The sequence below is a fragment of the Streptomyces sp. MGP-BFMKR1 genome (assembly GCF_057766585.1).
This window is the reverse complement of sequence record NZ_CM173408.1, coordinates 869,065-883,393: the sequence shown is the minus strand read 5'-3', so window position 1 is coordinate 883,393 and position 14,329 is coordinate 869,065. Positions and strand designations below refer to the sequence as shown.

Sequence of the window (14,329 nt, the reverse complement as noted above, 5' to 3'; positions counted from 1 at the left end):
CGCCACGGTCGTGCCGGCTGCGGGCCGCGCGAGGCGGCTCGCGGGCGCCGTGGGCACGGGCGCCACGACGCGCTGGACGAGCGTGGGGGACACCGTCACGCCGTAGGTCCGCGGTCCCTCGCGGCGGACCTCGCCGCCCTGGCGCGGGCCCACGCCTCCCAACAACGGAGCGTGGCCCGATGTCGTGGCCTCGGCACCCGGTCGCGGCGAGCGGGCCGGCGGTGCGGTGGGCGTCGGCGCGGCGGGTGACGGCGAGGCGGGTGACGGCGAGGCGGGCGCCGGAGCGCCGGTCGGGGGCGCGGCGGTCGGCGACCGCTCCGGCGCACGCTGGCTCTCCGTACGGGAGCCCTGCTTGGCGGCGCGCTGCACCGGCGCCGACAGGTCGGCGCTGGGCGGCAGCGAGGGCAGCGGGGCGCCGAGCCCCGTGCGGGGGCTGGGGCGCCGTGAAGTGGGAGCCGTGGGGCTGTTGGGGCGAGGGCGCGCCGCCTCGTCCGTGGCGGAAGGGGCGGCGGGGGCCCGGCCACGGGCACGCGGTGTGGTCGGCGCGGACGCGGCGGGCCCCGGGGCCGGGCCGGCGGCGCGGCCCGGAGGACCCGCCGGGCGCTCGACGGGGTCCGCCGCACGGGGCTGCACCACCGGCAGCGCGCCAGCCACGGGTTCAGGGGCCGTCGGGGCGCTCGGCGTCAACGGCACGGCGGTGGCCGGCAGGCTGGCCATCGGAGCGCCGAGCGGCGGACGAGTGGCCGACGTCCCGGGGCCCCGGCCCGACACCCCGGCGTTCCGGCCCGCGCCACCGGCCTCGGCAGCGGGCCGCGCGGCGGTGGTGGGCGGCGCGGCGGTGGCGGACGGCGCGGTGGCGGGCTCGCCGTGCCGGCCGGACGGGGCGCTGGTGCGTACGGGAAGCACACGCCGTGGCGTACGCACCGGCGCTCGGGCGACGATCAGCGGACGCCCCAGGGGGCGAGCGCGGACCGTCGGGGCCGGCGCCCGGTGCGCCCCGTCGGCGCGCGGTGTGCGGCTCGCACCGCCGTGACCCGGGCCCCCGACACCTGCCGCCGGGCCGGGGGAGTCGGTAACCGCCGGTCTGGCGGCTGGGGTTCGCGCCTGTCCGGTCCCGCCGGCGCGTCCGCCGTGCTCGGCAGGCCCGGTGTCAGCGCGCCCGGTGGCCGGTGTCGCCGTCGCCCCGGCCCGGTCGGGCCCGGGGGTGGGGCGGGGCGACGCGTCGGCCACCACGGCGACGCGACGTACGAGGGGAAAGCGCGGGAGCGCGGGCCGGGGGGCCGGTTCGGCCGACGCGGGCACCGCACCGTCCCCGCCCGGCGCCACGGCCCGTTGGACGGTGTCCGGCACGGTGGCGCCGCGCGCCGGTATCGGCCGTTCGGACACGAGGCCGCGCGCCGGAGACGACGGAGAAGCCGGGGCCGGCCCGCCCCGGGGGGCCCCGTCACCGATCGGCTCGGCGGACGCGGGAGCCGGCGGGGACGCGCTCCCGCCCGGGGCCCCGCCGCCCCCGGCAGCGCCAGCAGCCGGGACACCGCCGCCCGTGCCGGAGCGCGCCGAAGTGGCCCCGACGCCGACGGAGTTGGAGGCCGGGCGGGCCGACGGCGTGGCGCTCGGGCCCGCCGGTCCGCCGCCCCGACCGGCCTGGGCGGCGGACGAGCCGCCGCCCGCCGTCGACCGCGCGACGACGGGGCCCGCCCCGCGCTGGCCGCCCGCGCCGGCCGACGAACCGCCACCCGACGCACTCCGCACCGGGCCCGCGCCGGGCGCGGTCGAGCCCGAGCCCGCGACGGTCGGGCCCGCACCTGGGGCGGCCGGCCCCGCCGCGCCGCCGGCAATGACACGGCGTTGGACGGCGCCCCCGGTCGAGGGTGCGCCGGGTCCGGCACGGTGGCCGCTGCCACCGGCGTCGCGCGGGCCCCGCGCCGCGGCCTGGCGATGGGCCCCGTCGCCCCGCTGTCGGGTCGCGCCCGACGCGCGCGGGGGCCGGCCGCCCCCGGCCCCGGCCGGTCCGTCCTCGGCGGGGTCGGCGGGCGGGAGCGCGGAGCGCAGCAGGAGCGGGCCGCCGCCGCTGTGGGAGGCGGGCGTCGCTGGCGCGCCGATGACCCCGCGCACGAGACCGGACGGGGCGGCCGAGTCGATGGCGTGCGAGAGGCCGGTGTCGAACAGGGAGTTGCGCCAGGCCGCCAGTTTCGACCGGAAGACCAGGCCGTCACCGACGGCCAACGGCGAGCGGGAGATGGTGAGTCGCGCGGGCCGCGTGTGCCGCCAACCACCGTCCCAGCCGGCCGGCACGGCGGGCGTCCGCGCCGCTCCGGCGCCCTGTCCAGCGGAGCCCTGTCCAGCGGCGTCCCGCCCAGTGGCGTCCTGCTCCGGGGCGGCCGTCTCGGGCAGCCGCGTGTCCGGTGCGCCTCCCCCGGCCGGGCGCCTGCGCCACCTGTCCCGCCAAGCCATGCCTCAACCGCCTTCGTTCACCCGGGTGTTGATCTGCGCGATCTCGGCCACCCACTGCTGGCGTTCGCCGTGGGGCAGGTCGAGAATCTCCTCGCGCGGCCAGTGGAAGTGGTAGGCGATGTACGCGATCTCCTCCCGTAGCCGGGGGAGGGCGTACGTCACGATTCCCCCAGGCGCCCACCCGAGAGGTCGACCTCGAAGCCGCCCTCGCAGTGCGGGCAGGTCACCGCCGCGCGTGTGTGTCCCTCGCTGTTGACGCGCCGGTAGAAGTCCTGGAGGAACGCGATGTCGGTCGCGTACATCCGCTCCACGATGCCGGCGTGCACGTCGGTGATCGCGCCGATCCGGGTGATCACCTGACTGAGCAGCACCACGCTCAGGTACGCCGGGTTCTCCTTGACCCGCAGGTCGATTTGGGGTCGTAGCTCGTCGCGGGCCGTGGCCAGCCGCATCGCGCCGTGCCGGTGCACCGTCCCCGCCTCGTCCAGGTACCCGCGCGGCAGCTCGAACTCGAACTCCGTGCGCCACGCCTGCTCCTGGACAGCTCCGGGCACGGCGGCCGGCGGCCCGGGCGCCTGCTCGTCCGCCTTCGCCGCGGGCGCCGTGGCCTGGAGGATCTCCTCCAGGTTGCCCGCTGTGACCGTACGGCGCCTCATTCGACGACGATCTCCTCGAACACGATGGTCACGGTCTCGGTGGCGGCCGACGACTCGCCCGCCTTCAGCGAGGGGCCCTCCCACTTGGACGCCCAGCCCTGCATGAGCTGGATGCGTCGGACGGTCTCGCCGGTGGAGTCCTTGATCTCGATGGTGAGGTTCTGCCGCGCGGTGTCGACGGCGCCGTTGTTGAGCGTCTCCTTGATCCAGGTGGTGAACTCGCTGCTCTTGTCGAGCCCCCGGGTGATGGTGATCTCGCCGGCCTGGCGGGCGCCGGGCTGCTTGCGGATGATCTGTTTGCCCTCCGCGCTGACCTGCCGTACCTCGACGACCTCCTCCTCGACGTTCAGTCCGCTGATCTCCTGGATCGATTCGACCAGGTAGCCGCCGAGCTGCACGCCGAAGATATGGGTGGAAAGAGCATCGCCCTCTGCCATGACTGTGTGTCCCCTTTCCTACTCACTCGTCGATCAGGCTCGTGCTGTCGGAGAACTGGGCCAGCCGGAAGACCACGAACTCGGCCGGCTTGACGGGGGCCACGCCGATCTCGCAGACCACGCGCCCCTGGTCGATGGACTCCTGCGGGTTGTTGTCGCGGTCGCACTTGACGTAGAAAGCCTCCGCGGCCGTGCGTCCGAACAGCGCGCCCCGGCGCCACTCCTCGGAGAGGAACGCGCTGATGTTGCGGCGGATGCTTGACCACAGCCGGTCGTCGTTGGGCTCGAAGACCACCCACTGGGTGCCCAGCAGGATGGACTCCTCCAGGTAGTTGAACAGGCGGCGCACGTTCAGGTAGCGCCAGGCCGGGTCGGAGGAGAGGGTGCGCGCGCCCCACACGCGGATGCCACGGCCGGGGAAGGCGCGCACGCAGTTCACGCCGATCGGGTTCAGCAGGTCCTGCTCGCCCTTGCTGAGCCGCAGTTCCAGGTCGGTCGCGCCACGGATGACCTCGTTGGCCGGGGCCTTGTGCACCCCGCGCTCGGCGTCGCTACGGGCCCACAGGCCGGCGATGTGGCCGCTGGGCGGCACCGTGGCGTTGCGGCCGGCGGCCGGATCGAAGACCCGCACCCACGGGTAGTAGAGCGTCGCGAAGCGGGAGTCGTAGCCGGCCTCGTCCTTGCGCCAGGCGCGCATCTGCTGGGCGGTCAGGCCGGGCGGCGAGTCGAGGAGGGCCACCCGGTCGCCCATCTGCTCGCAGTGCGAGATGACGGCGAGCTGGACCGTGCGCAGGCCCTCGGCGTCGATGTCACCGCGTTGGTAGGCGCTCATCAGGTCCGGCACGGCGACCATGGTGATCTCGTCGATGGACTCCAGACCGGCGAAACCGGTGCGGGCCTCGGAGTCCCCCAGGTACTCGGCCGCGTCCAACCGCGCGACCCCGCCCGGCGCGGCGGGCGGAGCCACCGGGGCGTCGGGCACCGCCACCGTCTGCGCCACGGGCCGGCTCTGCGTCGCCCCGCGCTGCTCGGTGACCTCGATCAGCTTCGAGGCCCGGGTCTGGTTGAGGAGGTAGCCCTTCACGTTCTTGCGGGTGGACGCCTCGTACGTCTCGACCACCTGGCCGCCCTGCCGGACCAGCACCTTGAAGCGGTCGTCGGGCGGGTTCTCCCCGTCGGGGTCGGCGATCTCCACGGACACGCCGCTCACCCCGGGCCGGGCCGCGACCAGGAAGCCGCCGAACTCCACCGTCGCCCCCTGGGCCGGCTGCGGCGCGCTCTGCTCCCCGGCCGGCGCCGACGTGTCGGTGGCGGAGCCGCCGATGCGCACGATGTACGCGGCGCCGCCGCCGTTGGAGAAGAAGCCGTGCACGGCGTGCGGCAGGTAGGCGCCCCGGGTGAAGCCGCCGAACTGCTGGCTGTACTGCTCCCAGTTGGTGACGAGGGTCGGGGTGTGGAAGGGCCCGTTCTCGGCGAAGCCGACGAACGCGGCGACGGCGGTGCCGACCCCCTCGATCGGGCGAGCGCCGGATTGCACCTCCTCCACGTACACGCCTGGGGTGAGGTACGTCGGCATGCTCGCTCCTTCACGCTGGGGGACTGGGGCCGCGGACTCGGGGCCCGGGCGGTCGCAGGCACAGCTTTCCGCCCGCCACCACCGGTGCCAGCGGACCGCGGGCCCTGCCCGGGGGCAGAGGCCCTGCCCGCGCGGTCGCCGCCGCCGCGCGCCGCGTGCAGCCACCGTGGCGCACGGGGCGCGCGAGGGCGGCGAACGGACCGTACGGAACCGGCGTGAGCGGGACGGCTCAGCGCCCGTTCGCCTCGGCCAGGTAGGGCCCGAACTCGCTCTCCAGCACCAGCCGGCCGAGCTTTCGGTACTCGCGGGCGATCGCCGTCACCACCTGGCCCATGGTCAGCCGGGAGCCCGACGCGGCGGACAGGTACGCGGCCGTCACCGCGCAGGCCCGGATCGAACCCCCGGACAGTTCGAAGCGGTCCGCGCAGAAGCCGAGGTCCAGATCGCCGTCGCGCGGCACCCGGCCGTTCAGGCACCGCTCCCACAGGGCCAGCCGCTGGGCCCGGTCCGGCACCGGGAACTCCGCCACGATGTCCAGGCGCCGGGTGAACGCCTCGTCCACGTTGGCCCGCAGGTTGGTCGTCAGGATGGCAATGCCGTCGAACGACTCCATGCGCTGGAGCAGGTACGCCGACTCGATGTTCGCGTGCCGGTCGTGGGCGTCCTTCACCTCCGAACGCTTGCCGAAGATCGCGTCGGCCTCGTCGAACAACAGCACCGCGTTGACCGCCGACGCCTCGGTGAAGATCCGCTCCAGGTTCTTCTCGGTCTCCCCGACGTACTTGTCGACCACCGTGGACAGGTCCACCACGTACAGGTCCATGCCCAGATCGGCGGCCACGACCTCGGCGGACATGGTCTTGCCGGTACCCGACGGGCCCGCGAACAGCGCGATCACGCCGTGCCCGCGACCACCGCCGGGCCGCATCCCCCACTGCCCGAGGACCTGGTCGCGGTGGCGGGCCCGTACGGCCAGCTCGCGCAGCTCGTGCCGGGTGCGCGCGGGCAACACCAGGTCGTCCCAGCCCACGGCGGGCGCCACGCGGCGGGCGAGGCGGGCGAGCCCCGCGCCGTTCTGCGCCCGCACGGCGTCCCGCAGGTCGCCGGGGCCCACGGGCCGCCCGGCGAGCGCGGCCGTCCGCACGGCCGCGCCGGCGGCCCGCCGCAACTGGCCGGAGTCCAGGCGGTGCGCGGCCACCGCCCGGGCCAGCGCGTCGGCCTCCGGCACCGCCGCGCCACCGGCCCGCTCCAGCGCGTGCCGCCACCGCGCCACCTGCTGCTCGGGCGAGGCGGCCGGGACGGCCAAGGTGACCGGCGTGGCGGTCGCCCACACCGGGTCCCAGGCGTTCGACCCGTACGTGAACAACGGGACGCCGGCAGCCGCCGCGCACAGCGCGCGCAACGCGCGGGCCCGCTCGGACGGCTGGTCCGGCAGCGCCTCCAGCGGCCCCAGGACGATCCCGGCGCCGGTCAGCCGCGCCTCGCGGGCCGCGACCGCCGCGGTGCCGGCCAACTCGCCGGGCCGCTGGGCCAGCGCCGCCGCGTCCAGCACCAGCGAGCGGCGCCCGGCCTCGCGCAGGGCCGCACCCGCCAGGCCCTCGGGGGCACCGCCCTGGGCCCACAGGTGCACGTGCCCGGTCCCGGTGCCCGCGGCGGCGATGGCCGCGCGGACCAGGGCGGGGTCGGCCGCCGGGTCGGCGCCGCCCTCACCCAGTACGGGAAGCAGGCCCGCGTCCGGCGTGCCGTCGCCGAGCAGGTGGGCGGTGATCCGGTCGGGCACGGTCACCACGCGCGACAGCGGCGGGCGTTCCGGCTCCACGACCTCCAGCAGCCCACCGGCGCGCAGGGGAGCGCCCGCGGCCAGCCGGAACCGGCCCGGGGACATCCCGCTGTGCCCGCACAGTTCCAGCGCGAGGCCCACGGTGGGCCGACGGCGCGTCAGGTCGTCGTTGAGGTAGCCGTAGAGCTGCTCGAACCGGGCGTCCAGATCCGGCGCCACGGCGACCAGCAGCAGGTCCACGTCCAGCGGGGAGAGGCCGAAGTCCCGCGCGAGGAGGTCGAGCACCGAGCCGGGCGGCGGGGCCGAGGCCGGCAGCGCGGGCAGGCCGAAGCGGTCAGCGGGCGCGTCGAGCACGCGGGCGACCGCCTCGGGGGAGAGGTACTGGCCCCGGTAGGGGTCCTGCGGATCGGGGTCGCTGGCGTACCTGGCCGCCACCGCCGTGCGCACCCGCTCCTCGACCAGCCGCAACCGTCGCCACAGGAACGGCGCGCTGTCCTCCTCGGGCGGGGACGCCGGCTCCACGGTGTACGTCACGGCTGGCGGCCCCCTCGTCGCCGTCGGCGCGCGGGCGTCGCCGGCCGCTCCCGAGGCGCGCCGAAGCCCTCCGCGCCCGCGTCGCCGACCCCCTCGTAACGCAGCCGGCGCGCGGGCTCCGAGTCCCGCGGGTCGGCCTCCGGCGCGGCCCGCACGACCAGCCCTTCGGTGACGGGCGGCGCGGCGGCCAGGTGCGGGCCCCGCAGCGGCGCCCGCACCCGCACCTCCAACGACGGCCGCAGCTCCCCACCGAGCGCCGACCACACGTCGGAGGCGGCCGGCGCGTCGGGGTCGCCGCCCACCAGGTCGAGGCCGACCGCGAGGCCCAGCTCGGCGAGCGTGCCGGTCAGCAGCCGCGCCGGCAGCGTGTCCGCCGCCGTGACCGTGGTCAACACCTGGGCCAGCAACCGGTGTTCGTCCTGCGAGCGGCTGGCCCAGGCGGTGACCAGGTACGTCAGGTCGAACCAGCGCGCGGGCGCGCGGCGCGCGACGACCAGCCCGTCCGCGTCATACACCTCGCCGCCGCCGGTGCCGCGCCGCGAGCCGTCCTCGCGGATGTCGTGCAGGAACACGCAGACGGTCGGGGCGCTGCGCCGCGCCGCCCAGTCGCGGGTGGGCGCGTCGAAGACGACCTCCACGCCCGACGCCGCGAAACCGGACTCGTCGAGCAAGCGGTTCAGCGCCTCGTCGACTTCGTGGATCATCGGCGGATCACCTCGTCGGGCGGCTGGATGCTGCCGTAGATCACGAGGAAGTCCGTCCGCACCGGCGAGAAGCCGGGACCGCTCGCGGTGATGGTCCGCGGGCCCGTCTGGTCCTTGGCCAGGATGAGGAGTTGGCCGATGAAGGTGCCGTTGGCCTTGGGGATCGTCGGGGCCGCCGCCGCGGTGATGCCCGGCTTCCACCGGAAGCGCACCGGCACGCCGGGCGGGAAGTCCCTGCCGCGCACCGAGGTCACGAAGCCGGGCTTGCCGACGGCGGGCACCGCGATGATGCGCGGTCGCAGGATGCGCAGCCGCTCGCGGTCACTGTTGTCACCGAGGTCGGCGTCCGTGCCGGTCGTCGTCAGCTCCCCGGTGACCTGGGTGGTGAGCGCCTTCCTGGGACTCAGGACGACCTGGAGCACGGTGCGCGCGCCGGGCCTCAGGTCGGGCAGCGCGCACCGCCAGTCGGCGTCGCAGCCGGGGGGCGGCCCGTTGTTCGGCACGCCCGCCGGCAGGCCGATGCGCAGGCGCAACCCGGTGGCCAGTGCCTGGCGGCCGTTGCGGACGGTGTACGTGACCACGACCCGACCACCGACGTAACCCGGGTTGGGCTGCGCCCTGACGCTGACGGCCGGCCCGGCCCTGGGCGCGGGCGGCTCCGCCGGCGGCGGCGGAGGGGGCGGCTGCGGCGACGGCGGGGGCGGAGGCTGCTGCGTGGGCGGAGGCGGCGGTGGCGGCGGCGGCGCCGGTGTGGACGGCGGCGGCGTGCTGGGCGGCGCCGTGGTCGGGGTGGGGGTCGGCGGGGTCGGGGTCGGTGTGGGGGTGGGCGTGGGTGTCGGGGTCGGCGTGGGCGTGGGCGTGGGGGTGGGTTCGGGCGGTACGGGGGCCTCGCGTACCGGGATCAGGGTCCGGTCGGCGTTGTCGCTCGGGTTCGCGTCGAGGACGGCGCCGGTCACCGACCAGTCGACCGGCTGATGCCCTGGCGCGACCCCGGCCAGGGACACGGTCACCGGCACGGTGTCGCCGGGCCTCACCACCCCCAGGTCGCAGGTGAGGCCCGCGGCGTCACAGGAGCGGCCGGGCGCACCGAGGCCGGTCAGGCGCACCCCGCCGGCCGGCGCGACGGTCAGCCGGGTGCCGGGGGACGCGGCGGGGCCGTGGTTGACGACGTCGACCCGGAACGTACGGGTGCGGCCGACGGTGACCTCGGGGGTGGCGTCGGGCGCCCGCACCGCGAGGTCCACCGACCGCTGCACGGTCGGCTCCTTCTGCCGACCGGGCAACCCGTCGGTGAGTGAGGTCAGCACGCCCGAGTCGATGTTGAGCAGCCGCAGCTTCTCCGGACTGTAGGCGGGCGAGTCGGCGCGCGAACTGAAGACCAGGTTCTCGCCGTCGGCCGTCCACGCGGCGTCCCGGGGCTGGAAGGGGCCGGTGACGCTCGTTTCGGGCAGCGGCTGCTCGCAGGCGCCCGGCTGGTCACGCTCGCTGGCGGGCAACAGCACCCGGCAGTCGTCGCCCGTCACGGAGGTGAGCAGGAGGCCGTCGTGCTCGTTGCCGCTGCCGCTGACGTCCTTGCGGTTGAAGACGATGGTCGTGCCGTCCGGCGAGAACGCCGGGCTGTCGTCGATGACCGCGCAGGGGTCGGGGCACACGGTGGCGCTCAGGTCACGCTGCTGGTCCAGGGCGTTCACCGGCACCGTCCAGATGTGCTTGCTGCCCTTGTCGCCGGCGACGTGCGTACGGGTGAAGGCCAGTGTGGCGCCGTCGGGTGACCAGGTGGGTTGGGCGTCCTGCCGTGCTGCGTCGGGCGGGGTGATCGTGTGGCGGATCGCGCCGGTCGCCGCGTCCGCGATCAGGACGCGACTCGCGGTCCTGCCGTCGGTGCCATCCGGGGACGTGCGGGAGAAGGCGAGGGAATTGCCGTCGGGGGAGAACGTGGGATCGGTGTCCCAGTCGTGCTCGCCCCGGCCCGCGAGCTCAAGGTGCCGGGCGTCGGAACCGTCGGCACCGGCGATCAGTATGCGCTCGGCCCGCTTGTCCGTCTCGCCCGTGAACTTGGTGAACGCGATCTGCCGGCCGTCGGGCGTGTAGTTCTGTCGTTCGAACCACGGGTGGTACTGGGGTCTGGGCCGGAAGAGTGGGTCCTCCTCCGACCCGTGGGGGCCGTCTGCTCGTGGGTCCTCCGTGAGGACGTCCTGGTTGAGGTCGCGCGGGTCGGAGCCGTCCATGCGGATGTCCTGGAGCCGGGCCGTGTGCTTGGTGACCGCGGTGGTGCGGTCGACCACGACCTCCCGGCCGGCGAGCGGTTCCAGCCAGGTGGCCGTCCCGACCTCGCGGTTCTCGTCCAGGACCAGAACCGGTTCGTCGGGCTCATGGCCGATATCGGGAATCTTGTAGACGTGTTCCCAGTCGGTATCGCAGTTGCAGTTCTTCTCCGGACTGATGAACAGCAGACCGTTCCCGTCGGGCAGCCACGCTGCCCCGCGCGCCCGCCAGTTTTGTTGGAGGCCCTTCTCCAGCAGAACGCCACCTCCCCCGCTCTCGGTGGTCCAGCGCAGCTTGGGGCCCTCCGAGCCGGTGGCGGTGTAGGCGATCTTGCTCCGGTGCGCGCCGTTGACCACCGGGTTCCAGGCGAGTTCGCTGGCCGTCCCGTTCACCGGGTCCGTGACGCGCTTGGCGGCGCCACCCGCCAGGGGACGTACGTAGGCTTGCCGGCCCGCGAGCGGGTCGCCGTCGCTGGTGTACGCCAGCCGCTGCCCGTCCGGTGAGACGGTCGGCCACTCCTCGTTCGCCGGGGTGCCGGTCAGCCGGGTCAGGCCGCTCCCGTCGACGCGCACCAGCCACAGGTCACGCTGCCTGCGGTCGCCGGGCCCGGCGGTCTCCGCCGAGTCGAAGACGACCGCCTGCCCGTCCGGTGTCAGCCGTGGATGCGCGGCGTCGTGGCCGCTGGTGAGCCGACGCACCGATCCGTCGGCCGCCCGCAGGTAGACCTGGGGCCGTCGCTCGTCCCGGCGGCTGACGAAGACCAACTGATCGCCCAGGGCGTTGGGTTGGACGTCGTAGTGGGCAATCCCCACACCGAACAGCGGACTGCTCGTCTTGACGTCAGCAACCTCGCCCAGGCTCCGGTGCCGGGTCCCGGCGTACGCGATGCGCGTGTCGGGCGCGTCGGCCGGCCGCACCGTGACCTCGTCCGCGACCGGCCGGTTGGCCGCCGTCACTCCCAGCAGGGGAGCCATCAGCAACAACGCCAGGCCGATGCTCCGCCAGCGATGCCACCAACCGCCCGTGCTACCCGTGCCCCTCACGGCCCACCTCACTGTCCCCACGCCGGCTCTGCACATACGGCCACCAGCCTGCGGCCCGCCCCGGGAGGCGGGGCAGGGCCGCGGGGCCGAAGCCGGGGGAAGAGACCGGTGTGTTCGAGGGCAGCGCGCGCACGGCGGCGGCCGGTCGGGGCACGGGCGGGTGGGTCAGATCAGGCCCTTGCGCAGCGCGTAGCCGACGGCATGGGCGCGGTTGCGCACCTGGAGACGCGTGATGACCTCGTGCAGCACGTTCTTCACGGTCCGCTCCGAGTAGGCCGTCTTGCGGGCGATCTCCCTGGTGTCGAGCCCTTCCGACACCAGGCGCAGCATCTCCGCCTCGCGGGCCGTCAGAGTCGACAGGGACACGGCCTGCGGGTCGAGCGACGAACTCTGCAGGCCCCCCACGTGGGTGAGCAGCTTGGCCAGCAGGTCACCGGGGAGCACGCCCTCGCCGTTGGCTATCGCCGACACCAGGCGTATCAACTTGTCCTGGTCGGCCTCGGCGCGCCGCAGCACCGCCGCGACCCCGAGGTTGAGCGTGCGTTGCAGGGCGTCCCCCGACTCGAAGGTGCCCACCACGACGCCGGTGCGGGTGGCGGAGTTGTGCCGCAGTCTCTTGAGGAGGGTGGACGTCTCGTCGTCCACCACGTCCACGACCACCAGGGACACGCGCGCGGTGTCGAGGTGGGCGTCGGTGACGAGTTCGATCTCGGGGCGGTGTCGTAACTGCTGGACCGTCCCCACGTAGAGGATGGGGTCCGGGGCGTAGACGGCGACGCTGACGCGCTCGGAGCTGACCGTGTGGGCGGGCCAGCGCGCGGGCTGAGCAGCCGCCCGGTCGGGTTCCTGGCGCACCGTGGTGAACGCGGCGGCGGGGCTGATCATCTGGGTCGATGGCATGGGCAGGCACCTGTTCCATGAGGCATGCGGGCACGGGCAGGAGTTGCGGGTGGTGCGGCGGAGCGACACGGCCGCCGGCCGGGGCGCGATCGCGGCGGCGATCGGTCGACGGCGGTCGGGAAAGGGAGCCGGAGGGAGCTTCCGAAGGCACCGCTCCTGTCCGCGGCCTTGCCCTCGGGCCCCTCGTGGCGATCGGCGGGGCGTCCTAGCGTCGAGGTGTGACGTCTCCAACAGCCTCCCCCAGTCCAGGTGCAGCCGGTCTCGACATCCCCGAAGTGTCGGTGATGCCCGGTGGCACCGCGTCCACCACACTGACCGTTCGCAACGACAGCGACATCGTCGAGGCGTACACCTTGGAGATCGTGGGTGACTGCGCCTCCTGGTCCACCGCGGAGCCGGCGCGCGTCTCGCTCTACCCGGGCACCTCCGAGACGGTGACGATCCACCTGGCACCACCGCGCTCGTCCGAGGTGCGCGCGGGCGCGTACCCGCTGGCGGTACGGGTGTTGCCCACCGAACACCCCGAGGCGGTACGGGTCCCCGAGACCACCGTCCGCGTCGAGGAGTTCCGGCACCTGCGCGCCGACATGGTCCCGCGCCGCCGCCGTGGCTGGTTGCGCGGCCGGTACCAACTGGCCGTGCGCAACGAGGGCAACACCCCGGTACGGGTGGGCTCCACGCCCGACCAACCGGGCGAGGAACTCGGCTTCGACTTCCGGCCGACGACGCAGGAGCTGGCCCCGGGCGAGGCCGCGCACGTGGGCCTGCGGGTCCGTACGGGCAAGCCGGTGTGGTTCGGCGCCCCCGTGGTCTGGCCGTTCACGGTGGTCGTCGCCGAGTCCGCGACGACCGGCGACGGGCAGGACCGACAGGACGGGCTGGGCCCGGCGGCCGTCCAACCCTCGCTGGACGTGGAGTTCGTCCAGATCCCGATCTTCCCGAAGTGGCTGCTCGCCGTGTTGGCGGCCCTCCTCGCCCTGATCCTGGCCTGGCTCCTGCTCGTACGCCCCACCGTGCGCAGTGCGGCCAAGGACGCGGCCAACGACGTCGTGCGCCCCCGTCCGACGCCCGGACCGAGCGTGCCCGGCCAGGACGAACAGGGCGCCGGCGGCGGCGCGGACCAGCGGCCCGGGGGCGGTACGGACGCCCAGCCCGGCGGCGGCACGGACACCCAGCCCGGTGGCGAGAAGGGCCCCGGGGCCGGCGGCGAGGACGGTGGTGACGGCAAGGCCAGGGGCGGTGGTACGACCGGCGGCAAGGAGCAGCATTCGGCCACGCTCGACGTGGAGGCGCCCGCGGGCGCGGTGGGTGCCACTCCGTACAAGGTGCAGAAGGGGAAGATGTTCGAGGTCACCGACATCGTCGTCTCCAACTACCAGGGCGACGAAGGGGTGTTGACCATCCACTTCGGTAACCGCAAGATCACGACGATCGCCCTGGAGACCTTCCGCAACCTGGACTACCACTGGGTCACTCCCATCCGGATCACCGAGAACGCGACCGTGCGGGCCCAGATAACCTGCGCGAAGCCGGGCACACCGGCGACGGGACAACGGGCGCAGGGGTGCCACGAGGTCGTCAACGTCAGCGGTCTGCTCAGCGACTACAGGTGAACTGGGTGCCCCGACCATGGCCAGGGCGCACGGTCGGCTTGCACACGTGGGGCCGCCCTACCGCGTACGGAACTGGATTCTCACGCCATTCGCCCGAATAGTTCTCTCCAGTAGCGAATATTCCGGGATAGCTGCTCAGAATGCCCCGGCTCGATAGCGAGTGGTGGCATTCGGTAACCGAGAAGATTTGGCCTGTCATTGGTACCACCCGCGAAGGCGGGGCGGACGCCGGGTCGATGTGTGCGGCAGGTACTTGCCAGGAAAGCCGCGACATACCGCCTTGCCGTTCTGCCGGGGCCTTCGCGGAGCGCACCCCGTTCGGTCGGCGAGACGGCTGCCGTTCTGGCTGACCCACCGCGGGATCGCG

At 74.8% G+C, this 14,329-nt stretch carries 9 protein-coding genes; 1 reads left to right on the top strand and 8 read right to left on the bottom strand.

Annotation, left to right across the window (positions count from 1 at the left end):
* Positions 1-2,457: 2,457 nt before the first annotated feature.
* From AC3CHW_RS03080 to AC3CHW_RS03045, 8 genes are all read right to left on the bottom strand, one after another.
* Positions 2,458-2,616: a DUF6760 family protein gene (locus AC3CHW_RS03080; protein WP_176165173.1), complete on the bottom strand. Its 159-nt coding sequence runs from the start codon at positions 2,614-2,616 to the stop codon at positions 2,458-2,460.
* The gene (locus tag AC3CHW_RS03075; RefSeq protein WP_359323429.1) at positions 2,613-3,110 is read right to left on the bottom strand and encodes a hypothetical protein; all 498 of its coding nucleotides are present in this window, start codon (positions 3,108-3,110) and stop codon (positions 2,613-2,615) included. Before AC3CHW_RS03075 ends, AC3CHW_RS03080 begins: the two co-directional genes overlap by 4 nt.
* Entirely contained in the window at positions 3,107-3,547 is a 441-nt protein-coding gene (locus tag AC3CHW_RS03070) for a phage tail protein (RefSeq protein WP_176165175.1), read from the bottom strand. Before AC3CHW_RS03070 ends, AC3CHW_RS03075 begins: the two co-directional genes overlap by 4 nt.
* A 22-nt stretch (positions 3,548-3,569) precedes the next feature.
* Complete coding sequence (locus tag AC3CHW_RS03065; RefSeq protein WP_488469469.1) at positions 3,570-5,123, bottom strand: phage tail sheath family protein; 1,554 nt, start codon at positions 5,121-5,123, stop codon at positions 3,570-3,572.
* A gap of 229 nt (positions 5,124-5,352) precedes the next feature.
* Positions 5,353-7,437: an ATP-binding protein gene (locus AC3CHW_RS03060; RefSeq protein WP_488469468.1), complete on the bottom strand. Its 2,085-nt coding sequence runs from the start codon at positions 7,435-7,437 to the stop codon at positions 5,353-5,355.
* The gene (locus AC3CHW_RS03055; RefSeq protein ID WP_488469467.1) at positions 7,434-8,141 is read right to left on the bottom strand and encodes a Pvc16 family protein; all 708 of its coding nucleotides are present in this window, start codon (positions 8,139-8,141) and stop codon (positions 7,434-7,436) included. The genes AC3CHW_RS03060 and AC3CHW_RS03055 overlap by 4 nt, the downstream gene beginning before the upstream one ends.
* Positions 8,138-11,449 carry a hypothetical protein gene (locus tag AC3CHW_RS03050; protein WP_488469466.1) on the bottom strand — a complete coding sequence of 1,104 codons (3,312 nt, stop codon included), beginning with the start codon at positions 11,447-11,449 and terminating at the stop codon, positions 8,138-8,140. Before AC3CHW_RS03050 ends, AC3CHW_RS03055 begins: the two co-directional genes overlap by 4 nt.
* Positions 11,450-11,614: 165 nt before the next feature.
* Positions 11,615-12,349 (bottom strand): helix-turn-helix transcriptional regulator, encoded by a 735-nt coding sequence (locus AC3CHW_RS03045; RefSeq protein WP_398606960.1) that lies wholly within the window; start codon positions 12,347-12,349, stop codon positions 11,615-11,617.
* 284 nt (positions 12,350-12,633) lie between these two features.
* On the opposite strand from AC3CHW_RS03045, the gene AC3CHW_RS03040 reads away from it, so the two are divergent.
* Complete coding sequence (locus AC3CHW_RS03040) at positions 12,634-13,962, top strand: COG1470 family protein (protein ID WP_488469465.1); 1,329 nt, start codon at positions 12,634-12,636, stop codon at positions 13,960-13,962.
* Positions 13,963-14,329 lie beyond the last annotated feature (367 nt).